Annotated in this window: 23 protein-coding genes; 19 read left to right on the top strand and 4 right to left on the bottom strand. The window is 73.4% G+C overall.

All coding sequences use genetic code 11. From position 1 onward, the window contains the following. From ACI6PP_RS18350 to ACI6PP_RS18320, 7 genes are all read left to right on the top strand, one after another. Positions 1-586, top strand: a 586-nt coding sequence (locus tag ACI6PP_RS18350) for an AbgT family transporter (RefSeq protein ID WP_421113070.1), incomplete at its 5' end; no start/stop codon positions are given. 657 nt (positions 587-1,243) lie between these two features. Continuing rightward, positions 1,244-2,872 carry an ABC transporter substrate-binding protein gene (locus ACI6PP_RS18345; RefSeq protein WP_421113069.1) on the top strand — a complete coding sequence of 543 codons (1,629 nt, stop codon included), beginning with the start codon at positions 1,244-1,246 and terminating at the stop codon, positions 2,870-2,872. Next, positions 2,872-3,825 carry an ABC transporter permease gene (locus ACI6PP_RS18340; protein ID WP_421113068.1) on the top strand — a complete coding sequence of 318 codons (954 nt, stop codon included), beginning with the start codon at positions 2,872-2,874 and terminating at the stop codon, positions 3,823-3,825. Before ACI6PP_RS18345 ends, ACI6PP_RS18340 begins: the two co-directional genes overlap by 1 nt. Next, positions 3,825-4,715 carry an ABC transporter permease gene (locus ACI6PP_RS18335; protein ID WP_421113067.1) on the top strand — a complete coding sequence of 297 codons (891 nt, stop codon included), beginning with the start codon at positions 3,825-3,827 and terminating at the stop codon, positions 4,713-4,715. The genes ACI6PP_RS18340 and ACI6PP_RS18335 overlap by 1 nt, the downstream gene beginning before the upstream one ends. A gap of 3 nt (positions 4,716-4,718) precedes the next feature. Beyond that, a complete protein-coding gene (locus tag ACI6PP_RS18330; protein ID WP_421113066.1) occupies positions 4,719-6,518 on the top strand; it encodes a gamma-glutamyltransferase family protein in 1,800 nt (599 codons plus the stop codon). After that, on the top strand, positions 6,502-8,160 hold the full coding sequence (locus ACI6PP_RS18325) for a dipeptide ABC transporter ATP-binding protein (RefSeq protein ID WP_421113065.1): 1,659 nt from the start codon (positions 6,502-6,504) through the stop codon (positions 8,158-8,160). The genes ACI6PP_RS18330 and ACI6PP_RS18325 overlap by 17 nt, the downstream gene beginning before the upstream one ends. Further along, the gene (locus tag ACI6PP_RS18320) at positions 8,157-8,795 is read left to right on the top strand and encodes a GntR family transcriptional regulator (protein ID WP_421113064.1); all 639 of its coding nucleotides are present in this window, start codon (positions 8,157-8,159) and stop codon (positions 8,793-8,795) included. The genes ACI6PP_RS18325 and ACI6PP_RS18320 overlap by 4 nt, the downstream gene beginning before the upstream one ends. 96 nt (positions 8,796-8,891) lie before the next feature. Here ACI6PP_RS18320 and ACI6PP_RS18315 read toward each other — a convergent pair whose 3' ends face one another. Continuing rightward, positions 8,892-9,101, bottom strand: a complete 210-nt coding sequence (locus tag ACI6PP_RS18315) for a Trm112 family protein (protein WP_421113063.1) — start codon at positions 9,099-9,101, stop codon at positions 8,892-8,894. A gap of 87 nt (positions 9,102-9,188) precedes the next feature. On the opposite strand from ACI6PP_RS18315, the gene ACI6PP_RS18310 reads away from it, so the two are divergent. Then, a complete protein-coding gene (locus tag ACI6PP_RS18310) occupies positions 9,189-11,006 on the top strand; it encodes a glycerophosphodiester phosphodiesterase family protein (protein WP_421113062.1) in 1,818 nt (605 codons plus the stop codon). Positions 11,007-11,140: 134 nt separating this feature from the next. On the opposite strand, the gene ACI6PP_RS18305 is transcribed toward ACI6PP_RS18310, so the two are convergent. Beyond that, positions 11,141-11,953 (bottom strand): VldE C-terminal domain-containing protein, encoded by an 813-nt coding sequence (locus ACI6PP_RS18305; protein WP_421113061.1) that lies wholly within the window; start codon positions 11,951-11,953, stop codon positions 11,141-11,143. 175 nt (positions 11,954-12,128) lie between these two features. Between ACI6PP_RS18305 and ACI6PP_RS18300 the strand changes: the two genes are divergently transcribed. From ACI6PP_RS18300 to ACI6PP_RS18275, 6 genes are all read left to right on the top strand, one after another. Beyond that, a complete protein-coding gene (locus tag ACI6PP_RS18300; protein WP_421113060.1) occupies positions 12,129-13,457 on the top strand; it encodes a hemolysin family protein in 1,329 nt (442 codons plus the stop codon). 71 nt (positions 13,458-13,528) lie between these two features. After that, positions 13,529-14,272, top strand: a complete 744-nt coding sequence (locus ACI6PP_RS18295) for a YqjF family protein (protein WP_421113059.1) — start codon at positions 13,529-13,531, stop codon at positions 14,270-14,272. Positions 14,273-14,285: 13 nt separating this feature from the next. Beyond that, positions 14,286-15,083: an exodeoxyribonuclease III gene (locus ACI6PP_RS18290; protein ID WP_421113058.1), complete on the top strand. Its 798-nt coding sequence runs from the start codon at positions 14,286-14,288 to the stop codon at positions 15,081-15,083. Between the two features lie 35 nt (positions 15,084-15,118). Next, on the top strand, positions 15,119-16,603 hold the full coding sequence (locus tag ACI6PP_RS18285) for an MFS transporter (RefSeq protein ID WP_421113057.1): 1,485 nt from the start codon (positions 15,119-15,121) through the stop codon (positions 16,601-16,603). Position 16,604: 1 nt separating this feature from the next. Beyond that, complete coding sequence (locus ACI6PP_RS18280; RefSeq protein ID WP_421113056.1) at positions 16,605-17,420, top strand: CDP-alcohol phosphatidyltransferase family protein; 816 nt, start codon at positions 16,605-16,607, stop codon at positions 17,418-17,420. Continuing rightward, positions 17,417-18,253, top strand: coding sequence for a hypothetical protein (locus ACI6PP_RS18275; protein WP_421113055.1), 837 nt, complete (start codon positions 17,417-17,419; stop codon positions 18,251-18,253). The genes ACI6PP_RS18280 and ACI6PP_RS18275 overlap by 4 nt, the downstream gene beginning before the upstream one ends. Positions 18,254-18,261: 8 nt before the next feature. On the opposite strand, the gene ACI6PP_RS18270 is transcribed toward ACI6PP_RS18275, so the two are convergent. Further along, positions 18,262-18,867 carry a hypothetical protein gene (locus ACI6PP_RS18270; RefSeq protein ID WP_421113054.1) on the bottom strand — a complete coding sequence of 202 codons (606 nt, stop codon included), beginning with the start codon at positions 18,865-18,867 and terminating at the stop codon, positions 18,262-18,264. 161 nt (positions 18,868-19,028) lie between these two features. On the opposite strand from ACI6PP_RS18270, the gene ACI6PP_RS18265 reads away from it, so the two are divergent. The 5 genes from ACI6PP_RS18265 (at position 19,029) to ACI6PP_RS18245 (ending at position 23,189) form a co-directional block, all read left to right on the top strand. Beyond that, positions 19,029-20,108 (top strand): ABC transporter ATP-binding protein, encoded by a 1,080-nt coding sequence (locus ACI6PP_RS18265; protein ID WP_421113053.1) that lies wholly within the window; start codon positions 19,029-19,031, stop codon positions 20,106-20,108. Between the two features lie 157 nt (positions 20,109-20,265). Then, positions 20,266-21,510: a S1C family serine protease gene (locus ACI6PP_RS18260; RefSeq protein ID WP_421113052.1), complete on the top strand. Its 1,245-nt coding sequence runs from the start codon at positions 20,266-20,268 to the stop codon at positions 21,508-21,510. Positions 21,511-21,549: 39 nt separating this feature from the next. Next, the gene (locus ACI6PP_RS18255) at positions 21,550-21,945 is read left to right on the top strand and encodes an MmcQ/YjbR family DNA-binding protein (RefSeq protein ID WP_421113051.1); all 396 of its coding nucleotides are present in this window, start codon (positions 21,550-21,552) and stop codon (positions 21,943-21,945) included. Between the two features lie 267 nt (positions 21,946-22,212). After that, positions 22,213-22,413, top strand: coding sequence for a cold-shock protein (locus tag ACI6PP_RS18250; RefSeq protein WP_421113050.1), 201 nt, complete (start codon positions 22,213-22,215; stop codon positions 22,411-22,413). A gap of 179 nt (positions 22,414-22,592) precedes the next feature. Further along, on the top strand, positions 22,593-23,189 hold the full coding sequence (locus ACI6PP_RS18245; protein ID WP_421113049.1) for a hypothetical protein: 597 nt from the start codon (positions 22,593-22,595) through the stop codon (positions 23,187-23,189). Between the two features lie 66 nt (positions 23,190-23,255). Here the strand turns inward: ACI6PP_RS18245 and ACI6PP_RS18240 are convergent, their stop codons facing one another. After that, positions 23,256-24,170, bottom strand: a complete 915-nt coding sequence (locus tag ACI6PP_RS18240; protein WP_421113048.1) for an aldose 1-epimerase family protein — start codon at positions 24,168-24,170, stop codon at positions 23,256-23,258. Between the last annotated feature and the right edge of the window lie 128 nt (positions 24,171-24,298).

Genomic DNA, 24,298 nt, shown 5'->3' with positions numbered 1-24,298 from the left:
GATCCCCGGCCTGGTCTACGGGTTCGCGTCCGGCACCTGGACAAGCTCGGCCGACGTCCCCCGCTCCCTGGCCGCCACCGTCCGCGACATGGCCGGCTTCGTGGTGCTCGCGTTCGTGCTCGGGCAGTTCACCGCCCTGTTCAACTGGTCGGGCGTCGGCTCGTGGCTGGCCGTGGCGGGCGCCGAGGGCCTGGAGAAGATCGGCCTGACGGGGTTCGTCGCGATCCTGTGCTTCATCCTGCTGGCCTCGCTGCTCAACCTGTTCATCATCTCGGGCTCGGCGATGTGGACCCTGATGGCGTCGGTGTTCGTGCCGCTGTTCGCGATCCTCGGCTTCGAGCCCGCCTTCGTCCAGGCCGCCTTCCGCGTCGGCGACTCCGCGACGCAGGTGATCACCCAGCTCAACCCGTACATGATCGTGCTGCTCACCATGCTCCGGCGCTACGAGCCCGACGCCGGCCTCGGCACGATCTTCGCCCGCATGCTGCCGTTCGTCGTGCCGTTCTGGGTGTCGTGGGTGCTGGTGCTGACCGTCTTCTACGGCTTCGACCTCCCCCTCGGCCCCGGGACGGGGGCGCGGTTGTAGTCGCTCGGGGTGCCGCCCACGGAAAACTTCCGAGACCACGGAGAACTTCCCAGGGGATGGGACAGAAGACCGGGGGAAGTGGGACGCGTGGGGCCCAGGGGGAACGGGCGGTCCACCCACCGAGACAGCCACCCGGCCGCGACGAGCCGTGCCACCCACCCTGTCCGTCGCTGCCTGTCGGCGAGCACCCCGACGGCGCCGCACCCGAACCCAGCGCGACCGCCCCGGGGGTGCTCGCACGACGAAAGGGCGCACCTACGGACGCGGGCCGCGGCGGTGGCGACAGGGCGGCCGGCCTCGGGTCTCACCGCGTGAGACGAGCCGGGTGCCGCCCACGGAAAACTTCCGAGACCACGGAGAACTTCCCAGGTAACGGGACAGGAAACTGGGGGAAGTGGGACGCGTGAGGCCCAGGAGAACGGGCGGTCCACCCACCGAGACAGCCACCCGGCCGCGACGAGCCGCGCCACCCACCGCGTCCGTAGGTGCCTGTCGGCGAGCACCCCGACGGCGCCGCACCCGAACCCGCACCCGAGTCCGTGCCGCCGCCCCGAGCCACCGCCACGCACCCTTGACGGCACCGCAACCCCGTGGAAACGTGCGGCGGGCAGATTGTATACAAACACCCCGTTCCTCCGCCCCCGAGGAGAAGTCCCCGTGCCCACCCGCAGAGCACCCGCGCTCCTGGCCGGCGTCCTGACGCTGGTCCTGGCCGGCTGCTACCAGGTGCAGCCGCCGCCGGACCGCGTCGACCGTCCCGACGTCACCGACGCGCCGATCGGCGACCGGCCGGTGCGCGACGGCGGCGACCTGGTCATGGGGCTGTCGGCCGAGCCGGACGTGCTCGACCCGACCACCTCGTCCTCGCTCTACACCCGCTACGTGATGAACACGATCTGCGAGAAGCTCTACGACACCGACGCGAAGGGCGAGATCGTGCCGCAGCTCGCGTCCGCGCTGCCCACCCTGGCGGACGGAGGCCGCACGGTCACGATCCCGCTGCGCGACGGCGTCGAGTTCGCCGACGGCACCGCGTTCGACGCCTCCGCCGTCCGCACGACGCTGCAGCGGCACCTGACCAAGGAGGACTCCTCGCGCGCGTCCGAGATGGGGCCGATCACCGCGATCACGACGCCCGACGCGCGCACCGTCCAGCTCACCTACGAGACGCCGTTCGCGCCCATCACGGCCGCACTGTCCGACCGCGCCGGCATGATCATGTCGCCCACCGCTCTGAAGGAGCTCGGCGACGACTTCGGCACCGCACCGGTGTGCGTCGGGCCGTTCAAGTTCCGCGAGCGGGTGCCGCAGACGTCGATCAGCGTCGAGCACGACCCCCGCTACTACGCGGCCGACGAGGTCCACCTCGACACGATCACCTACCGGATCATGACCGACGCCAACATCCGCGCGGCCAACCTGCGCTCGGGCGACGTCCAGGTGATCGACTCGGTCTCGCCGCAGGACGTCGACGCCCTCGACCGCGAGGACGGCATCGGGCTGCTGCAGATCGCCTCGTTCGGCTACCAGGGCGTCACGTTCAACCTCGGCAACGTCGACGGCACCGGCCAGCCGCCGGGAGAGATCGACACCCCGCTGGCCAAGGACCCCCGCGTCCGCCAGGCCTTCGAGCACGCCATCGACCGGCAGGCGCTGGTCAACTCGGTCTTCAACAACTGGTTCGAGCCCGCGTGCTCGCCGATCCCGCCGACGTCGGAGTTCGCCACCGAGGCCAGCGACGCGTGCCCCGAGTACGACCCCGCGCTGTCCCGGCGGCTGCTCGAGCAGGCGGGCGTCGAGACGCCGCTGCGCCTGACGATGCAGGTGTCCAACACCCCCGACACGCTCCGCCTCGCGCAGGCCCTCCAGGCGGCGGTGGCCGACGGCGGGTTCGACCTGCGCATCTCCCCCGTCGAGTACTCCACCCTGCTGGACGTGCAGACGCGCGGCGACTTCGAGCTGCTGCAGCTGGGCTGGTCGGGCCGCGTCGACCCGCACGGCAACACGTACGCGTTCCTCGGCACCGAGCAGGGCAACAACTACTCCGGCTACAGCAACCCCGACGTCGACCGGCTCCTGCAGCAGGCCGCGCAGCAGACCGACCCCGCCCAGCGGGCGCAGACCTACGGACAGGTGGTGACGCAGGTGCAGCAGGACGACCCGATCGTCTACCTCTACCGCCAGCGCAACCTCACCGCCTACAGCGAGGACGTCGCGGGCGTCTCGACGTACGCCGACGGCGTCGTGCGGCTCGGTCGCGCCGCGTTCCTGGAGGGCGAGGACTGATGGGCCGCTACCTGCTCAACCGCCTCTGGCAGGCGGTGCTGACGATGTTCCTCGCGTCGGTCGTGGTGTTCTGGGGCGTCCGCGCGCTGCCCGGGGACCCCGCGCTCGCCCTCGCCGGCGAGGAGGCCGACCCCGAGCGCCTCGCGCAGGTGCGCGCCGACCTCGGACTCGACCAGCCGATCGTCACCCAGTACTGGCGCTTCCTGCGCGACACGCTGAGCGGCGACCTCGGCAGGTCGGTGCGCACCGACACCCCCGTCACCGACCTGATCGGCGCCACCCTGCCGGTGACGCTGTGGCTGTCGCTGTTCGCGATCGTCGTGGCGGTCGTGGTCGGCATCGGCGCGGGCGTCGTGGCGGCCGTCTACCGCGGCCGCTGGCCCGAGTGGGTCGCCAACGCGTTCGCGCTCGTCGGTCTGTCGGTCCCGAGCTTCTGGCTCGGCATCCTCGCGATCCTGTACCTGTCGGTGGGGCTCGGCTGGTTCCCGGCGTCGGGCTACGTCCCGGTGACCCAGGACCCGCTGCGGGGCGTGTACTACCTGCTCCTGCCCTCGGTCATCCTCGGCACGGCCCTGGCGGCGGTCGTGATGCGCCAGACGCGGTCGGCGATGCTCGAGTCGCTGTCGACCGACTACGTGCGCACCGCCCGCGCCAAGGGCCTGGGACGACGGCGGGTGCTGTCGCACTACGCGCTGCGCAACTCGCTGATCGTCGTCGTGACGATCATCGGGCTCCAGCTGGGCGGCCTGATCTCGGGCGCCGTCGTCACCGAGCGGATCTTCGGACTGCCCGGCTTCGGCAAGCTCACCCTCGACTCGGTGTTCACCCGCGACTACCCGGTGATCCAGGCCGTCGTGCTCGTGGTCACCGCGGCGTACATCGTCATCAACCTGGCGGTCGACGTCCTCTACTCGCTCATCAACCCCCGCATCCGGGTGGGAGGCAGGTCCTGATGGCCGTCAGCACACCGGTGCCCGACGAGGCAGCCGCACCCGACCTCGGACGACGTCGCGGACGCGTCCTGCACAGCCTGCTGCACAACCCGCTCGGGCTGGTCGGCGGCGGGCTGCTGCTCGTCGTCGTGCTCGCCGCGGTGTTCGCGCCGCTGATCGCGCCGTACCCGCCCACCCAGGTGGACTTCGACGTGCCGTTCCAGCGGTTCCTGACCGTCGGCTACCCGCTCGGCACCGACGACCTCGGACGCGACGTGCTCTCCCGCGTGCTGTTCGGCGCCCGCGCCTCGCTGCTCGTCGGGGTGCTGTCGGTGCTGCTCGCGGTGGTCGTGGGCACGCCGCTCGGGCTGGTCGCCGGCTACTGGGGCTGGCTCGACGCGATCGTCTCCCGGCTCACCGACCTGATGCTGGCGTTCCCGTTCCTGGTGATCGCGGTCGGCCTGGCCGCGATCAACGGAGCGAGCCTCAGCAACGCCGCCATCGCGCTCGGCATCGCCCAGGTGCCGACGATGATCCGCGTGGTGCGCGCCGAGACGCTGCGGTTCAGGGAGCTGGAGTTCGTGCTCTCGGCCCGCAGCCTGGACGCGTCCGGCCTGCGCATCCTCGGCCAGCACGTGCTGCCCAACGCGGCGTCGGCCATCATCGTCCAGGCCACGGTGATCATGCCCGTCGCGGTGATCGGCGAGGCGCTGCTGTCGTTCCTCGGCCTCGGCATCCAGCCGCCCACGCCCAGCCTCGGCATCATGCTGTCCGACGCCCAGCAGTACCTGTTCCGCGCGCCGTCGGCGGCCGTCTTCCCCGGCCTCGCGATCGCCGTCATCTGCCTCGCGTTCAACCTGTTCGGCGACGCCCTGCGCGACGCCCTCGACCCCTCCCGTCAGGAGCGCTGACCCGTGTCCCCGTTCGTCGAACCCCCCGAGCACACCACCCGTCCCACCCTGCGGGGCAGCTTCGGCATGGCCGCCTCGACGCACTGGCTCGCGTCGTCCAGCGCCCAGGCGGTGCTGGAGCGCGGTGGCAACGCGTTCGACGCCGCCGTCGCCGGCGCGTTCGTCCTGCACGTCGTCGAGCCGCACCTCAACGGTGCAGGCGGCGACATGACAGGCCTGTTCGCCACCGCCGACGACCCCACGCCCACCGTGCTGATGGGCCAGGGGCCCGCCCCGGCCGGCGCCACCATCGAGCACTACCGCGCCGAGGGCCTCGACCTCGTCCCCGGCGCCGGCGCCCTCGCCGCGGCGGTGCCCGGCGCCGTCGACGCGTGGCTGCTGCTGCTGCGCGACCACGGCACCTGGGAGCTCGCCGACGTGCTCGCGTTCGCCGTCGGGTACGCCCGCGACGGACACCAGATCTCGGCCCGCGCGGCCGCGATGGTCGCCACGATGCGCGACCTGTTCACCGACCACTGGCCGTCCTCGGCGTCGGTGTGGATGCCCGCGGGCGCGCCCCCCGAGGCCGGGGACGTCGTCCGCCTCGAGACCTACGCCGACACCCTCGAGCGCCTGGTCGCGGCCGGCGACGGCGCGACGACGCGCGAGGCCCGCGTCGACGCCGCCCGCGAGGCGTGGCGGACGGGCTTCGTGGCCGAGGCGGTCGAGGCGTTCGTGCGCGACCCGCACCGGCACTCCAGCGGCACCGACCACGCCGGCGTGATGACGGCCGCCGACCTCGCCGCGTTCACCGCCTCCTACGAGCCCGCCACCACGCTCGAGTTCGCCGGGCACACCGTCGCCAAGACGGGCGCCTGGGGCCAGGGCCCGGTGCTGCTGCAGGCGCTGGCGATCCTCGACGGCTTCGAGCCGCACGAGGTCGACCCGTCGACGGCCGACGGCGCGCACCGCGTCGTCGAGGCCCTGAAGCTCGCGCTCGCCGACCGCGACGCGCACTACGGCGACCCCGAGGACGGCGGCGCGCCGCTCGACGTGCTGCTCTCGCCCGAGTACGCCGCGACGCGTCGGGCGCTCATCGACGACACCGCGTCCGTCGAGTTCCGGCCCGGCGACGTGGGCGGCGCGACGACGTTCGTCCCGCCGCTGGCCACCGCGGAGCAGTACGAGGGCGCGATCGGCGCGGGCGAGCCCACCGTCACCGTGGCCGGCCGGACGAAGGGCGACACCTGCCACATCGACGTCGTCGACCGGTGGGGCAACATCGTGGCCGCCACCCCGTCCGGCGGCTGGCTGCAGTCGTCGCCCACCATCCCGTCGCTGGGCTTCTGCCTCGGCACCCGGCTGCAGATGACGTGGCTCGACGAGTCGTCGCCGTCCGCGCTGCGCCCCGGACGCCGCCCGCGCACCACGCTGACGCCCACGCTGCTGCTCGAGGACGGCCGGCCGGTCTCGGCGCTCGGCACGCCCGGCGGCGACCAGCAGGACCAGTGGCAGCTGCTCTACCTGCTGCGCGTGCTGCTCGGCGGGTACACCCCGCAGCAGGCCATCGACGCGCCCGCGCTGCACACCACGTCGATGCCCGGGTCGTTCTGGCCCCGCACCTGGACGCCCGGCGGCCTCGTGGTCGAGGACCGCATCGGCGCCGACGTCGTCGCGTCGCTCGAGGCACGCGGGCACGTCGTCACCCGCGCCGGCGACTGGGCGCTCGGCCGGCTCTCGGCCGTGACCCGTGACCCGGCGACGGGGCTGCTCGCCGCCGCCGCCAACCCGAGGGGGGCGCAGGGCTATGCCGTCGGACGCTGACAGCACCGCTCCCGTCCTCGACGTCCGCGACCTCGAGGTCGGCTACCGCGGCCGCGACGGCGTCGTCCCCGCGCTGCACGGCGTGAGCCTGCAGGTGCACGAGGGCGAGCGCGTGGCCGTCGTGGGCGAGTCGGGCTCGGGCAAGTCGACGACGGCCGCCGCCGTCATCTCGCTGCTGCCCGGGACGGGCCGCGTCACCGGCGGGACGATCGCGTTCCGCGGCGAGGACGTCACGCACGCCGACGAGCGGCGGTTGCGACGTCTGCGCGGCCGCGAGGTCGGGCTCGTCCCGCAGGACCCGATGTCGAACCTCAACCCGGCGATGCGCGTCGGGTCGCAGATCGCCGAGACGCTGGTGGCGCACGGGCTCGCGAGCCGCTCGGAGGCCAAGGAGCGGGCGATCGCGCTGATGGGCGAGGCGGGCATCCCCGACGCGGGCCGCCGCGCCCGCGCCTACCCGCACGAGTTCTCCGGCGGGCTGCGCCAACGCGTCCTGATCGCCATCGCACTGGCGTGCGAGCCGGTGCTGCTGGTCGCCGACGAGCCCACGTCGGCGCTGGACGTCACCGTGCAGCGCACGATCCTGGACCACCTCGAGGAGCTGCGCGCCGCCCGCGGCACGTCGATGCTGCTCGTCACCCACGACCTCGGCCTGGCCGCCGAGCGGGCCGACCGCGTCGTGGTCATGTCGCAGGGCCGCGTCGTCGAGACCGGGCCGGCGCTGCAGATCCTGCAGGACCCGCAGGAGGAGTACACCCAGCGCCTCGTCGCCGCCGCGCCGTCGGTGTCGACGGCCCGCGAGCGTGCTGCGGGACGGACGGCCGGCGCCGCGCTCGCCGACGCCGCCCAGCCCACCGCCGAGCCAGTGCTCGTCGTCGACGACCTCGTCAAGACGTTCAAGGTCCGCGGCCAGCGAGGGCAGGTGCTGACCGCGGTCGACCACGTCTCGTTCTCCGTCGCGCCGGGCACCACCACGGCCGTCGTGGGCGAGTCCGGCTCGGGCAAGACCACGGTCGCGCGGATCGCGCTGGGGCTGGAGAGCCCGACGTCGGGGCAGGTACGCGTCGACGGCACCGTCGTCGAGACGGCCCGCGGGTCGCGTCGCCGCGCCATCCGTCGCGCCATGCAGCCGGTCTTCCAGGACCCGTACGCCTCGCTCAACCCGACGTTCAGCATCGAGCGGGTGGTCGACGAGCCGCTGCGGGTGTTCGGCGTCGGCGACCGCGCGTCCCGCCGGCGCCGGGTCGCCGAGCTGCTCGACCAGGTGGCGCTGCCGACGTCGATCGCCTCGCGCCACCCCGGCGAGCTGTCGGGCGGGCAGCGTCAGCGCGTCGCGATCGCGCGTGCGCTGGCGCTGTCGCCGCGCCTGGTGATCTGCGACGAAGCGGTCTCGGCGCTCGACGTGCTGGTGCAGGACCAGATCCTCACGCTGCTCGGCGACCTGCAGCGCGACCTCGGCCTGTCGTACCTGTTCATCACCCACGACCTCGCCGTCGTGCGGCTCGTCGCGCACGAGGTGCAGGTGATGCGCGAGGGCAGCGTCGTGGAGTCCGGCGAGGTGGGGCGCGTGTTCGAGCACCCGGAGTCGGACTACACGCGGGCGCTGCTCGACGCGATCCCCGGCGCGGACCTGCTGACGTGAGCCGCCTCGGCGAGGACGTGACGCACCGCCTGCGCCGCGACGTCGTCGGCGGGCGGTTCGCGGTGGGCCAGCGCCTCACCGAGGCCAGCCTGAGCGAGCAGTACGGGGTGTCGCGGGTGCCCGTCCGCGAGGCGCTCAAGGCCCTGGAGGGCGAGGGGTTCGTGACCTCGCGCGCCTACGCCGGCGTCACCGTCGCCCGGCTCGACGCCGCCGACGCCCGCGACCTGTTCGTCGTCCGCGAGACCATCGAGGTCCTGACGACCTCGCGCCTCGCGCAGCGGTTCGCCGACTCCCCCGCCGAGGTCGACGGCGGCCGCCTCAGCGACCTGGTGGCCGAGGGCACCTCGCTGCTCGGCACCGACGACGACCGGCTGCCGGCGCTGAACACCGAGTTCCACCTGTGCCTGGCCGAGCTGTGCGGCAACGCGAGCCTGCACCACCTGCTGCGCCAGGTGTCGGCCAAGATCGAGTGGCTCTACGCGATGGACGTCCACGTCCGCGGCCAGCACTCCTGGGCCGAGCACGGGCAGATCGCCACCGCCGTGCTCGCGGGCCGCGTCGACGAGGCCGCCGACGCGATGCGCCACCACGTCCGCAACTCCCGCGACGGCTACCTCCTCCGCCACGCCCCCTGACCCCGTCCGCGAGATACGGGTTCTGCACCACCGCAGCGCCGTGCGTGGTGCAGAACCCGTATCTCGGCGACGGGTGGGGGTGGGGGTAGGGGTCGCTCAGGTGGAGGTGGCGCGGACGAGGAGGTCGTCGTGCTCGGCGTCGGCGACGTCGCGGGCCTCGTCGACGAGCATCACGGGGATGCCGTCGCGGATGGGGTACGCGCGGCGCAGGCGGGGGTTGTAGAGCAGCTCGTCCTCGACGAGCAGCAGGTCGCCGCGGTCCTGCGGGCACCGCAGGATGGCTCGCAGGGCGGGGTCGAGGCTCATGGGGCCGAGCCTACGGTGCCCGGGAGCGTTCGCGGTCCCGGCACCCGACGTTCACCGTCACGACTCCTGGGCGGGTAGATCACCGGCATGCGAGCCCGTGCCCTGCTGTCCCCCGTTCTCGGCGTCGCCCTCGCGGCGTCCGCCCTCACCCTCGTGCCCGGCGCACCGGCCGAGGCGAAGCCCCGCGACTTCGACCTCCAGGCGCACCGCGGCGGCCTCGGCCTGACCGTCGAGAGCACCGAGGCGTCATTCTCCAAGGCCCTCGAGCTCGGCGTCACCACCCTCGAGCTCGACACCCAGGTGACGCGCGACGGGAAGGTCGTCGTCACCCACGACCGCCAGGTCAGCGCCGCCAAGTGCCAGGACACCGCGCCCGTCCGTGTCGGCGACCCCGCCTGGCCGTACGTCGGCGACTACGTCAAGGACCTGACGCTCGCGCAGGTGCGCACGCTGGAGTGCGGCAGCCTCCGCCAGCCCCGCTGGCCCGGCCAGGAGCTCGCGCCCGGCTCGCGGATGCCGACGCTCGCCGAGGTGTTCGCGCTGGTGCGCCGCTACCGCGCCGACGACGTGATGCTCAACGTCGAGACCAAGGTGGAGGCCGGCGCGCCCGACGAGACCGCACCCCGCGGCCGGTTCGTGCGGGCGGTGGCGCGCGAGATCCGCACGGCGCGGATCGGCCGCCAGGTGACGATCCAGAGCTTCGACTGGGGCTCGCTGCGGCTGATGCAGCGCCTGGAGCCGCGCCTGCCGCTGGTGGCCCTCGACAACATCGACTTCCTGCAGGTCGGCCGGCCCGGACGCTCCCCCTGGCTGGGCGGCATCGACGTCGACGACTTCGGCGGCGACCCCGTCCGCGCGATCGACCACCTCGGGTTCGACGCGTGGTCGCCCGTGCAGGGCACGCCGCAGGACGGCACGGTCGGCGATCCCGGCTTCGTGCCCTACCCGACGCGCGACTCGGTGCGCCGCGCCCACCGCGCCGGGCTCGACGTCATCCCGTGGACGGTCGACGACCCCGCGACCATGCAGCACCTGCTCGACGTGGGCGTCGACGGCCTGATCACCGACCGGCCCGACCTGCTGCGCCAGGTGATGGCCCGCAACGGCCTGCGCCTCCCCCGCGCCTACCGCGACCCGCGCGCCGGACGGGTCGCACCCGTGGCCCGTGCCCACGCCCACAACGACTACGAGCACGACCGGCCCCTGCTGGACGCGCTCGACCAGGGCTTCACCAGCGTCGAGGCCGACGTCTGGCTGCGGGACGGCAAGCTCCTCGTCGGCCACGACGAGGTCGACCTCGTCCCCGGCCGCACGATCGAGAGGCTCTACCTCGACCCGCTGCGCGAGCGGGTGCGCCGCAACGGCGGTCACGTGTACCGCGGGGACGACCGGCCCGTGCAGCTGCTGGTCGACCTCAAGACCGAGGGCGAGTCGACCTACGCCGCGCTGGACGCCCTGCTGCGGCGCTACCCCGACGTCGTCAGCCAGATGGCGCCGCGGGTGCGGACACGCGCGGTCGACGTCGTCGTCAGCGGCAACCGTCCGCGCGAGACGATGCTCGCCCAGCGCTCGCGCTTCGCCGGGTACGACGGCCGGCTCGAGGACCTCGCGTCGGGCTACCCGGCGAGCTTCATGCCGCTGGTCAGCCAGAGCTGGACGTCGGCCTTCACCTGGACGGGCGTCGGCCCGCTGCCCGCGGACCAGCAGGCCCGCCTGGACGGCTACGTCGCCCAGGCGCACCGCGCCGGCTACCGGCTGCGGTTCTGGGCCACGCCCGACGCGGCCGGCCCCGGTCGCTCCGCCCTGTGGTCCGTGCTCGCCGACCGCGGCGTCGACCACCTGAACACCGACGACCTCGCCGGGCTCTCGGCCTTCCTCACCACCCGCGACGGCGGCCACCCGTAGCTCCGTCATCCGCGGTTCTCGAAGGCCCCGTCCGCGGGTTCTGACGGTCCCGTCCGCGACTTCCGACGCCGCGGCGCCTTCGGAACTCGCGGATCACACCATCCGAAACCGCGGATCGCGGAACGGGGGCGGGCTCAATCGTCGTCGCGGCGACGGTCGCCGCCGACGACGGCGGTGTGCACGTGGTCGAGGTGGCGCAGCACCTTGTTCGTGGTGTTGCCGCTGGGGTGGACGTAGTCGCGCCAGCCGGCGCCGGAGGCCCACACCGTCCAGATCCGGTCGCGGTAGATCACCGAGAGCAGCGAGGTCCGGTCGGCGCGGGCGACGAGCCACTGCGCGACCGTCCACCCGCGGTGGCGCTGGGCAGCGTCGGAGCTGGGTCGGAAGAACACGTCGATGGCCCGGCCGTCGTAGTGGGCCGAGTCCGAGGTGTGGCCGCTGTCGACGCCACCGGTCGCGTACCCACCGGTCGGCAGACGACCGAAGGCCTGGTTCATCGCGCCGAGCAGGGCGTCGGCGCGGGGCGTCAGGCCCGACTCGCCCGCCTCGCTCTCGTCGGACGTGCCCCGCGGGTGGGCGCAGGTCAGCGCCGGCCCCTCGCGACCGAGCAGCGCGGACGACGCCGGGGCGGCGACCGCCGCGAGCTCGGGAACGTCGGCCAGCTGCGCGGCGACGGCTGACGGGTCGGCCTCGGCGTCGCCGGCGGCGCGGACGGCCGCCGCGGCGAGGTCGGTGACGCGGACGGCGGTGGCGCCGTCGAGCGCGACCTGACGCCCGGAGACCAGGAGCGTGCACGGGTCCGGCGGCGGCGCCGGTGTCGTGGCCGTCGTCGGGGCGGCGGCCTCGGCCCGCGCGGCGCCTCCCCGCGTCGCGTCGCCGGTGCAGGCCGACGTCGTGAGCGCGGCCATCAGCCCCACCGCCACCCAGCCGGTCCTCGCCATGCGCATGTCGTCGACGCTAGGCGGCGGTTCCAAGCGCGACCCCCGTCACACCGGGCGGGCCGGGGCCACCACACGTCGCGCACGGGCCCTGGTCTTCGTACGATTGGCCCATGAGCAGACCTCGAAGTCCTAGCCACCTGATGGCCGACGCCCCCATGCGCCGACCGGAGGTGGTGCTCTGATGGACTCCGAGACCTGGCTCAACCTGGGCCTCGTGCTGGTCTTCGTGCTGGTGGGCGGCGTGTTCGCCGCCACCGAGCTGGCCCTGGTGTCGCTGCGCGAGAGCCAGCTGGCGCGCATGGAGGAGCAGAGCGCGCGCGGCGCCAAGGTCGCCTCGCTCGCCCGCGACCCCAACCGCTTCCTCGCCGCCGTGCAGATCGGCGTCACGGTCGCGGGCTTCCTGTCCGCGGCCTACGGCGCCTCGACGCTGGCGCCGGACTTCGCGCCCGTCTTCGAGGGTCTCGGCCTGTCCGAGGGCGCTGCGGGCAACGTCGCCCTGGTGGTGATGACGCTGTTCATCGCCTACCTGTCGCTCGTGCTCGGCGAGCTGGTGCCCAAGCGGTTCGCGCTGCAGAAGTCGGCGCCGGTCGCCCTGATCGTGGCGCCCCCGCTCTCGCGCTTCGCCACGGTGATGCGCCCGGTGATCTGGTTCCTGTCGCTGTCGACCAACGCGGTCGTCCGGCTGCTCGGCGGCGACCCGCACGCCAAGAACGAGGAGATGAGCGAGGAGGAGCTGCGCGACATCGTCGGGGCCCACGAGGGCCTGGAGGACGAGGAGCGTCGCATCCTGCGCGACGTCTTCGCCGCCACCGACCGCTCGGTCAAGGAGGTCATGCGCCCGCGCGGCGAGGTGGCCTTCCTGGACGGCGACCAGCGCATCGCCGACGCGATCGCGACGATCCGCGACCTGCCGCACTCGCGCTACCCGGTCATCGGCAAGACGGTCGACGACCTCGAGGGCTTCGTCCACGTCCGCGACCTGCTGGACACCCGCACCCACCCGGGCGCGACCACCGTCCAGGACGTCAGCCGCACCATCGTCGCGCTGCCCTCGACGGCCAAGCTGCTGCCCGCGATGACGCAGATGCGTCGCCAGGGCGTCCACATGGCCGCGGTGATCGACGAGTACGGCGGCACCGACGGCATCGTCACGCTCGAGGACCTGATCGAGGAGCTCGTCGGCGAGATCCGCGACGAGTACGACCAGCCCGAGGACGGCCACGACCACCGCGTCGTCAGCGACAACGCCGTCGTCGACGCCGGCATCAACCTCGAGGACTTCGAGGAGCGCACCGGCGTCCAGCTCGAGGACGGCTCGTACGAGACCGTCGCCGGGTTCGTCATCGACCGCCTCGGCCACATGCCGGCCGTGGGCGACTCGATCCAGACCGAGGGCCACCTGATCGAGGTGCTCGAGGTGGAGGGGCACCGGCTCACCTCGGTGAAGATCAGCCCCCGCGAGGTCGAGTCCGAGGCCGACGAGGACGCCGAGCTCACCACGCAGGGCTGAAAGAGCACAGTGCTGAGAACGGCACAGGGCTGAGAACGGCGACCCCGCCGGTCTGGCGACAGACTGGCGGGGTGCTCCCCTACGACGTCACCGCCCCGCCCCTGCGTGGGCGACCGATCATGTCGCAGTGGTGGCGCGACCTGACGTTCCTGCACTGGCGGGTCGACCCGGCGCTCGTGGCCGACCTGATGCCGCCGGGGGTCCGCCCCGACACGCTCGACGGCGCGACGTACGTCGGGCTGGTGCCGTTCCGGATGGTCGACGCCGGCGTCGGCGACGGTCCGCCGATCCCCTACCTCGGCACCTTCGCCGAGACCAACGTCCGCCTGTACTCCGTCGACGACGAGGGCACGCACGGGGTGGTCTTCTGCTCGCTGGAGGCCACCCGGCTGGCCGTCGTGCTCGGCGCGCGCGGCACGTTCGGCGTGCCGTACACCTGGGCGCGGATGAGCGTCGCCGAGCGCGACGGCGTGCTCACCTACCGGACGCGCCGTCGCGTGCCCGGCCCACGCGGGGCCGGCGGACGGGTGGTGCTGCGTCCCGGGGAGCCGATCGCCGAGCCCACCGACGAGGACCACTTCGTCACCGCCCGGTTCGGCCTGCACACCCGCTGGGCGGGCCGCACGCTGTACGTCCCCAACGAGCACCCGCCGTGGCCGCTGCACCGCGCCGAGCTGCTCGCCCTCGACGACGACCTCGTCGACGCCGCCGGCATCCCCGGGCTGACGGCACGGCCGCCGGACTCGGTGCTGTACTCCCCCGGGGTGCGCACCACGTTCGGGATGCCCCGACGCGTCCGCGACGGCACCGGCTGAGAGGCTGGGCGACGTGCTCCGCGTCGCCTCGGTCAACGTCAACGGCATCAGGGCGGCCTTCCGCCGCGGCATGGACGGGTGGCTCGCCTCGCGCGACGTCGACGTCCTCGCGCTGCAGGAGGTGCGGGCGCCCACCGAGGTGCTCACCGAGCACCTCGAGCCGCTCGGCTGGCACGTGGCCCACGACCTCGCCGACGCCGCCGGGCGCGCGGGCGTCGCCGTCGCCACCCGCAGCGAGCCGCTCGCGGTCCGGCACGGCGTCGAGGCCGACGAGTTCAGCGGCGCCGGACGCTGGGTGGAGGTCGACGTGCCCACCGCCGACGGCGGCCACCTGACGGTCGTGTCGGCCTACGTCCACACGGGCCAGGCCGACGACCCGCGCCAGGACGTCAAGCACCGGTTCCTCGACGCCGCCCTCGACCGGCTGGCCAAGCTGCACGCCGACGGCCGCCCCGCGGTGCTCACCGGCGACCTCAACGTGGCGCACACCCACCTCGACATCAAGAACTGGAAGGGCAACCGCGGCAAGTCCGGGTTCCTGCCGTCCGAGCAGGCCTACCTCGACCGGCTCGCCGGCGAGCTCGGCTGGGTCGACGTCGCCCGCGCCGCCGCAGGCGAGGTGCCCGGCCCCTACACCTGGTGGTCGTGGCGCGGCCAGGCCTTCGACAACGACAGCGGCTGGCGCATCGACTACCAGTGGGCCAGCCCGTCCCTCGCCGCGGTCGCCCGCGACTGCGTCGTCGACCGCGCCCCCACCTACGCCGAGCGCTTCAGCGACCACGCGCCCCTGGTCGTCGACTACCTGCTCTGAGGACACACGGCGGCGCGAGGGTCCATGATCGGGCCATGAGCACCCCGTCGGTCCCGCTGCGCAGCACCGCCGGACGCTGGCTGCTGCTGGCCACGATCCTCGGCTCGAGCATGGCGATGCTCGACGCCACGGTCGTCAACATCGCGCTGCCCGACATCTCGCGCACCCTGGACGCCGACCTCGCAGGCCTGCAGTGGGTGCTCAACGGCTACACGCTCGCGCTCGCGTCGCTGATCCTCGTCGCCGGCAACCTGGGCGACCGGCTCGGGCGCCGGCGCACGTTCCTGGTCGGCGTCGTCTGGTTCGCGATCGCCTCGGCGCTGTGCGGGCTGGCCCCGACGGCCGAGGTGCTCGTCGCCGCCCGGGTGCTGCAGGGCATCGGGGCGGCGCTCCTGACGCCCGGCAGCCTGGCGCTGATCTCGGCCACCGTCCGTCACGAGGACCGTGGGGCCGCCATCGGCGCGTGGTCGGGCCTCGGTGGCGTCGCCGGGGCGCTGGGTCCGCTGCTGGGCGGGTGGCTGGTCGACGTCGCGGGCTGGCGCGCCGTGTTCTGGATCAACCTGCCGCTCGCCGCGGTCGTCGTGGCCGTGACGGTCAGGCACGTCCCCGAGAGCCTCGACCCCGACGCCGACCGCCACACCGACGTGCCCGGCGTCGTGCTCACCGTGGGTGGCCTGGCCATCCTCACCTACGGGCTGACGATCGGCGCGCTGCTGCCGAGCCTCGGCGGCCTGCTGCTCCTGGTGCTGTTCGTGCTGCAGGAGCGCCGCTCGACCCACCCGCTCGTCCCGCTCGGACTGTTCTCCGACCGGGTCTTCGCGGCCAGCAACGCGGTGACGCTGTGCGTCTACGCCGCGCTCGGCGGCACGTTCTTCTTGCTCGTGCTGCACCTGCAGGTCGTCGCCGGGTACTCGCCGCTGGCGGCGGGCGCGTCCACGGTGCCCATCACGCTGATCATGCTGACGCTCTCGTCACGCGCCGGCGCGCTGTCCCAGCGCCTGGGGCCGCGCCTGCCGATGACCGTCGGCCCGCTGGTCGCGGCCGCGGGGCTCGTCCTCACCCTGCGCATCGGACCCGGCGCCGACTACGTCCAGGACGTGCTGCCCGCCGTCGTGGTCTTCGGCCTCGGGCTGGCGACCCTCGTCGCGCCGCTCACCACGGCCGTCCTCGGCTCGGCCCCCGACGCGCTGGCCGGCACCGCGTCGGGCGTCAACAACGCGGTGGCCCGCACCGCCCAGCTGCTCGCCGTGGCCGCGCTGCCCGCCGCGGTGGGGCTCGACGGCACGGTCGACGACGCGGTCTCGTTCGCGGCGGGCTTCGAGCGCGCGATGGTCGCGTGCGCCGTCCTGCTGGTGCTCGGGTCGCTCACCGCGGCGGTCCTGGTGCGCCGGGTGCGGCCCGACCACGACCGTGACGTGGCCACCCGTCCGCACTGCGGCGTCACCTCCCCGTCACCGGGCGTCGATCACGTCGCGCCGTCCACGCCTGGGGAGGCGATACCCCCGGGGTCGCCGGTATGACATGCTCCTTGGCGACCCGTCCGCCACATCGAGCACCTGCGGAGTTCCGCTGACCACCACACCGACGACGGCCCCCGTCGTCTCGACGCGTCTGCGTGCGGCCGGCTGGGGACTCCACCTGTATACCGCCAGCGGCACGGCCCTGGCGCTGTTCGCCGTGATCGCGGCGGCCGACGGCAACGAGACCCGGGCCCTCTGGATCCTGTTCGCCGCGCTCGTCATCGACGGCAGTGACGGCATGCTCGCGCGCCGGCTGCGCGTCAAGGAGACGATCCCGACCTTCGACGGCGCCCGGCTGGACGACATCGTCGACTACATCACCTACGCCTTCGTGCCGATGGTGCTGCTGTGGCGCGGCGACTACCTGCCACCGGGCTTCTGGGGCGCGGCGCTCGCCGTCATCCCGCTGATCGCGTCGAGCTACCAGTTCTGCCGGGTGGACGCCAAGACCGACGACCACTTCTTCCTGGGCTTCCCGAGCTACTGGAACGTCGTCGCCTTCTACGTCATCGTGCTCGGGCTCAACCCCACGGTCACCACGGTGATCCTGCTGGCCTGCACGGTGCTGGTGTTCGTGCCGCTCAAGTACGTGTACCCCTCGCGGACGCGCACCTTCCGCGGTCTCAACCTCACGCTCGCGACGCTCTGGATGGTCACCTACGCGGTCATCCTGGCCCAGGTGCCCGACCCGCACCCCGTGGTCGTCGCGCTCTCGCTGCTCTACGTCGTCTACTACGTGGTCGTCAGCGCCTACCTGACGGTCGTGGGCCCCCGCCGGGCCGCGCGGCAGCCGCAGGTCGAGCACACCGCCTCGTGACCGGCGGTCTGGTCGCCGCCCTGGCCGCAGCCGTGCTGTTCGGGGTCGCGGCGATCGTCCAGGCCCGAGCCGTGCGCGGGCTCGGCGAGGCGCACCACCGGATCGACCCGCGCCTCGTCCTCCGCGTCGTCTCCCAGCCGACGTTCGTGCTCGCCGTGCTGATGAACCTCGCCGGGTTCGGTCTGCACCTGGTGGCACTGAACTCGCTGCCCCTGTTCCTGGCTCAGGCCGCGATCTCGTCGAGCCTGGCCGTCACCGCGGTCCTCGCCGTCCGGCTGCTGTCCGAGCACCTGCGCCCGACCGACTGGGGTGCCGTCGCCGCGGTCGTGGTCGGGCTGGCCATGCTGTCGTTCGCCGCGGGCGACCACGCCACGGTCAAGCCCGGGGTCACGGCCGACTGGGTGCTCCTGGCCGCGGTGGCCGCCGTGGTGATGACCTCCGTCCTCCTGGACCGCACGGGTCTGCACCCGGTGCTGCTCGGCGGTCTCGCGGGCTGCCTGTTCGCCGCGGTCAGCATCGCCGGCCGCCTCGTGCCCGGTGGCGGCGTCGTGCCCGTCCTCACCTCGCCCGCCAGCTACGCGCTCCTGCTCGCCGGGGCCAGCGCCTTCCTGGTCTACTCCGTGGCCCTGCAGCGCGGGCACGTGGCGCGGGTGAGCGCCCCGATGGTCGCGATGCAGACGATCGTCCCGGCGCTGGTCGGGCTCGCGTTCCTCGGCGACACCGTGCGCTCCGGCTACGTCGTGGCCGCGGTGCTCGGCCTGGCCGCGACGCTCGGCGGTGCCGTGCTGCTGGGCCGGTTCGAGGCCACGGGTCACGAGCCCGTCGCCACCTGACCACCAGGTCAGGGCGACGCGAGGAGCTCGACGAGCCGGACGACCTCGGCGACCTCGCGGGGGCCGATGCCGGTGCGCCCGTCCGTGGCGACGCACCGCACCGGGGCGGGGACGTCGTCGCGGGACGCGAAGTAGCGCTCGTCGTCGACCCCGACCTCGTCGTCGACCCAGACGATCGGGCGACGCGCCGCGGCGGCGAGGTCGCCGACGTACGGGCTCTTGAAGTACACGCCCTCGGCGGCGAAGGCGTGGACGCGGTCCTGGTAGGCCCGCCGCTCCTCCACCGTCGACCGGTCGTCCGGACGGGTGAAGGGCAGGTGCGGCCAGTCGGCTCCGAAGCCCACGAGCGGGGCCAGCTCCCAGGCGGCGGCGCCCTCCCACATGCTCGCCCAGAACAGGTCGCACCCACCGACGGCGGCGACGTCGAGCAGCGGCTGGACCACCGCCAGGAGGTCGGCGCGCAGCTGGATCCGGTACAGCAGCACGCGGTGGGTGCGGTAGAGCTCGGGGTCGAGGTCGTCGCCCAGCGCGTTGAGCACCCCGTCGACGTCGATGCCCACCAGCGGGCGACCGACGTCGGCCAGCAGCCGCTCGTCGTAGGCCGGGCTCGTCATGGCTCCATGCTGGCACGCGCCGCCGACAGCCCCGACCGGTCCGTCGACCGCCCGTGACACAGGTCACCCGTGCGTGCGAGGATGACCCCGCTCACACTCGTGGGCGCTCCTTTACGACGGATCGTCCGGCACGTACCTGCCGGTGAAGGGAAGGTTCCGACATGTCCTCTGTCACCTTCGACAACGCCACCCGCGTCTACCCGGGCAGCGAGACCCCCGCGGTCGACGGCCTCGACCTCGACATCGCGGACGGCGAGTTCGTCGTCCTCGTCGGCCCCTCGGGCTGCGGCAAGTCCACCTCGCTCCGCATGCTCGCGGGCCTGGAGGAGATCGACGGCGGCGCCATCCGCATCGGCGACCGCAACGTCACCGACGTCCCGGCGAAGGACCGCGACATCGCGATGGTGTTCCAGAACTACGCGCTCTACCCGCACATGAGCGTCGCCGACAACATGGGCTTCGCGCTCAAGATCGCCGGCAAGTCCAAGAGCGAGATCCGCGAGCGCGTCACCGAGGCCGCCAAGATGCTCGACCTCACCGACTACCTCGACCGCAAGCCCAAGGCCCTGTCCGGTGGACAGCGCCAGCGCGTCGCGATGGGCCGCGCGATCGTCCGCAGCCCCCAGGTGTTCCTCATGGACGAGCCGCTGTCGAACCTCGACGCCAAGCTGCGCGTGCAGACCCGCACCCAGATCGCGGCGCTCCAGCGTCGTCTCGGCACCACCACGGTCTACGTCACCCACGACCAGACCGAGGCCCTGACGATGGGCGACCGCGTCGCGGTGCTCAAGGGCGGCGTGCTCCAGCAGTGCGACACCCCGCGCACGATGTACGACCACCCCGCCAACGCGTTCGTCGCCGGCTTCATCGGCTCGCCGCAGATGAACCTGTTCGACGCCAAGATCAACGGCGACCAGGTGACGATCGGTGGCCAACCGTTCGAGGTCGAGCGTCGTCACCGCAGCGCCGCCGACACCGAGGGTGCGAAGGACATCACCATCGGCATGCGTCCGGAGGACCTCGAGATCGCCGACCACGGCCTGCCCGTCGAGGTCGTCGTGGTCGAGGAGCTCGGCGCCGACGCGTTCGTGTTCGGCCGCATCGGCGGCATCGACGACGGCGCCGACATCGTGGTGCGCGTCGACGGCCGCAAGCCCCCGATGAAGGGCGACACCTTCCACGTCACGGCCTCCCCCGAGCGCCTGCACGTGTTCTCGGCCAAGACCGGCGAGCGCTACTGACACCGCGGCCGCACCCCGTCCGGGCCCCGTCTCCCTCCTGGGAGGCGGGGCCCGTCCGCGTCTCTCAGCAGGTTCGCAGGCAGGGCTCAGCGGTTTCGCGGACTGCGTGAGCAGACTCGATCGAGACGGTGAGACCGACCCGAGGAGACGCACCCGCATGCCGACCGCCGAGCAGATCCATCCCCCCTTCCAGCCCTTCGGGCCGCAGCCCACCCCGCCGGCGCACCGGCACCCGGGACGCCGTCAGGCCGTGGGCCTGGTCCTGGCCGGGGCCCTCGTCGGCGCCCTCGCGACGGGCGGGGCGGCGTTCGGCGTCCACGCCCTGACGTCCGGCAGCACCACCGCCGCGCAGCCCGGCACCTCGCAGGCGCAGGGCACGTACGGCGGCGCGACCCGTCAGGACGGCGTCACCGGGCCCGGCCTCGGCGGCGCCACCGGCGACCCGAGCGGCCGCTTCTTCTCCGGGCAGGACTCCACCGACACCACCGCGACCGACGCCACCGACGAGCAGGAGGTGGGCGTCGTCGACATCTACACGACCCTGTCGGACGGCTCGCAGGCCGCGGGCACCGGCATGGTGCTGACCTCGGGCGGCACGATCCTCACCAACCACCACGTCATCGAGGGCGCCACGTCGATCAAGGTGGTCGTGGTCTCGACCCAGCAGGAGTACACCGCCGAGCTCGTCGGCTCCAACGACTCCGCCGACATCGCCGTCCTGCGGCTGGAGGACGCCTCGGGCCTCGACACCGTCGACCTCGACACGTCGGGCGACCTGGCGGTGGGCGACGACGTCACCGGCGTCGGCAACGCGGGCGGCGACGGAGGCTCGTCCAGCGCCGCGGCGGGCACCGTCACCGGTCTCGACCAGTCGATCACCACCCAGTCCGAGGGATCGACCGAGGGCGAGTCGCTCACCGGGCTGATCGAGGTGGACGCCGACATCCAGTCCGGCGACTCCGGCGGACCGCTCTACGACGCCGACAACGAAGTCGTCGGCATCGACACCGCCGCCTCGGTGGGCTCGGGCGCCACCACCGGCTACGCCGTCCCCATCACCACCGCGCTGAGGATCGTCGACCAGATCGACGCGGGCAGGGCCGGCGACGGCACCACGCTCGGCTACCCCGCCTTCCTCGGCGTCGAGCTCTCCAACGAGACCACCGGCACCGACGGCGCCACCATCGCCGGGGTCGTCGACGGCTCCGCGGCGGCCGACGCCGGGCTCGTCGCGGGCGACACCGTCACCGCCGTCGGCGGCACCGACGTCAGCGACGCCGAGTCGCTCTCGTCGGCCATCGCGACCCACCAGCCCGGTGACCGGGTCCGCGTCACCTGGCGCGACGCCACGGGAGCCGAGGACTCCACGACCGTGACCCTCGCGGAGGGCCCCGCGGCCTGAGGCTTCCCTCCCCACCTCCACCCGTCATACCGTCGGCGGATGGACCCAGACGACAGGGCCGACGCGCTCCTCCCCCGGGTGCGTCGGCTCTGTCTCGCCCTCCCCGGCGCCACCGAGCGCCGGAGCCACGGCTCGCCCGGCTTCTTCGTCGGACCGATGTTCGCGTCGTGGGTGGACGACCACCACGGCGACGGCGTCGTCGGCCTGTGGTGCGCTGCCCCGCCCGGCGACCAGGCCGAGCTCGTCGCGACCGATCCGGCCGTGTTCTTCGTGCCGCCGTACGTCGGCGGGCGCGGCTGGGTGGGGATGCGGCTCGTCGTCGAGGGTCGCGACGGACCGGACTGGACGCTGGTCGAGGAGGTCGTCGAGGACGCCTACCGCACCGTCGCCCCGGCTCGGCGGCTCGCCGAGCTGGAGCGTCGCGGCGACGTCTGAGGGCCGGCCCGGCATGTCCCTTTCGTCCGCGGACGGCGACGCGCCAGGAGGGCCACGTCACGCGTTGTTCCAGCCCCCCTGCAGGGTGCTACGCTTGCCGTGGGCTGCAGGGCGAACGACACACTCGCCTCAACCTCCGCGGTCATCAGACCGCGACGACGTTCCGACATCGGACCCGCGAGGGACTGACGGTTCGTCAGAGCAGCAGTTCCGTGGGCGGTCGAACTGACCGCCACGAACCGATAACCAGTGAGAGACTTTATTTCCATGGCACAAGGCACCGTGAAGTTCTTCAACGCCGAGAAGGGCTTCGGCTTCATCAACCAGGACGAGGGCGAGGACGTCTTCGTCCACTTCACCGGCATCGCCGCTGAGGGCTTCCGCACGCTCGAGGACAACCAGCGCGTCGAGTTCGACGTCACCCGCGGCCAGAAGGGCCTGCAGGCGGAGAACGTTCGCCCCATCTGATCCACCACGAGACCCCCGCTCGCCACTGGCGAGCGGGGGTCTCGTGCGTCCGGGGGCGGGTGCGGCCCGTAGCACGCCCCCGGGCCGAGGGACCCCCCTCTCCCCCACCCTGGCGGCTCGCCGCCGTCGGATAGGTTCGCGCGGGCGCACCGATCGGTGCGCCCCGACCGAGGAGGTACATGAGCACGTCCGGGACGTTCCGGATCGGCGATGGGGCACCTGTGCCCTTCGCCACCGCCGCCGAGCTGTGGGTCCGCGCCGCGCGCGACGTCCTGCGCGAGACGGCAGGCCGCTACCACGCCGCCATCGACGAGGGCGAGCTCGCCAAGCAGGTGCAGGCACGCTCCGGCGTCCGCACCCGCACGCCAGCCTCGATGTGGCTCGAGCGCATCCTCGCCCTGCTGGCGCACGAGTGCCACCAGCGCGGCGAGCCCCTGCTGACGTCGCTGTGCACCCGCACCGACGGCCTGGCGCTCGGCGTCTACGCCGTCACGGCGCGCCCCGACGGCTCGCCGCTCGTCGGCGACGTCGAGCAGCACGCCGCCGAGCAGCGCCTGGAGTGCTACGTGCGCCACGGCGCGTCGCTGCCGTCCGACGGCGGCGTGCCCGACGTCCACCGCGGCGCCGGCGTGAAGTCGTCGGCCCGCGCCGCGCGCTCGAAGGCCGCGGCGACCGTCGCGACGCCCCGCCGCATCGAGGAGGCCCGCACCGGCACCGTCTGCCCGCGCTGCTTCACCGAGATGTCCCTGACGGGCTCCTGCGGCGTCTGCGACTGATCCCCCGGACTTGTCGGTGCGTCATGATGCTCCGGCATCACCACGCACCGACAGGTCGGCAGGACGTCAGGACGGGGTGAGGCCCCAGCTGCCCGTCAACGCGGCGCCGGGCTCGAGCACGACCCGTCCCTCGCCGGTGACGAAGGCGTTGGGCGGGCAGGTCATGGGCTCGACGGCGATCGCCGACCGGGGCGCGCCACCCGACCACGCGTCGGCGGTGAACACCTGCAGGTGGCCGTACGTCTCGTCGCCCCACACCGTCACCGCGGAGCCGTCGGGGCGTCCGACGCGGACGCGCCAGCGGCCGTCGTCGTCACGGCGCAGGTCGGTGAACGGCGTGTCGAGCACGGTGTCGCCGACGGGCCTCGGGCTGGTGAAGTCGAACGCCGAGCCCACGACGTCGTGGGCCGCGCCGGGGATGCCCCGCTCGTCGACGTCGCTGTAGCGGCCGGCGGGCAGCGTCAGCTCGACGTCGTCGACGTGCGGCGCCCCGATCGCCACGTACGGGTGGAACCCCATGCCCACCGGCGCCGGGCCGGTGCCGACGTTGCGCAGCGTCGCGGTGACGGTGAGGCCGTCGTCGTCGAGGGCGTGCACGAGCGTCACCTCGACGGTGAACGGGTACCCCGGCTGCGGACGCAGCACGTACCGCGAGGTGGTCGACGCGCCGTCGTCGGCGGTCTGGACCTGCCACGCCACCCACCGCAGCAGGCCGTGGCTCGCGTTGCCCTTGCCCACCTCGGTGATCGGCAGCTGGTGCTCGGTGCCGGCGAAGGTGTAGCGGCCGCCGTCCACCCGGTTGGGCCACGGCACCAGCACCTGCCCGCGGCCGGACGCGGGCGTCTCGTCGGCCCCGTACCCGTCGACGACCGCCCGTCCGCCCACCTCGTAGGTCCGCAGGCCCGCACCGAGCTCGGTGACGACGGCGCGGTGCTCGCCGTGGACGATCTCGTGCTGGGCCCCGGTGGGTGACTCGGTCATCGGGCCATCATGCGTGGCGTGAGCAGTGTGGGCACGATGGGGTGATGAGCGACCACGACGAGACCACGGCGGTGCAGGTGCTCGTCCGCGGGCGGGTGCAGGGCGTCGGCTTCCGCTTCACCGTCGCC

Source organism: Solicola agrisoli (assembly GCF_049059935.1).
In the GTDB taxonomy this organism is placed as follows: domain Bacteria; phylum Actinomycetota; class Actinomycetes; order Propionibacteriales; family Nocardioidaceae; genus JAURVT01.
Note: the sequence above shows the minus strand (reverse complement) of the source record. Positions and strands in the feature narration are given on the sequence as shown.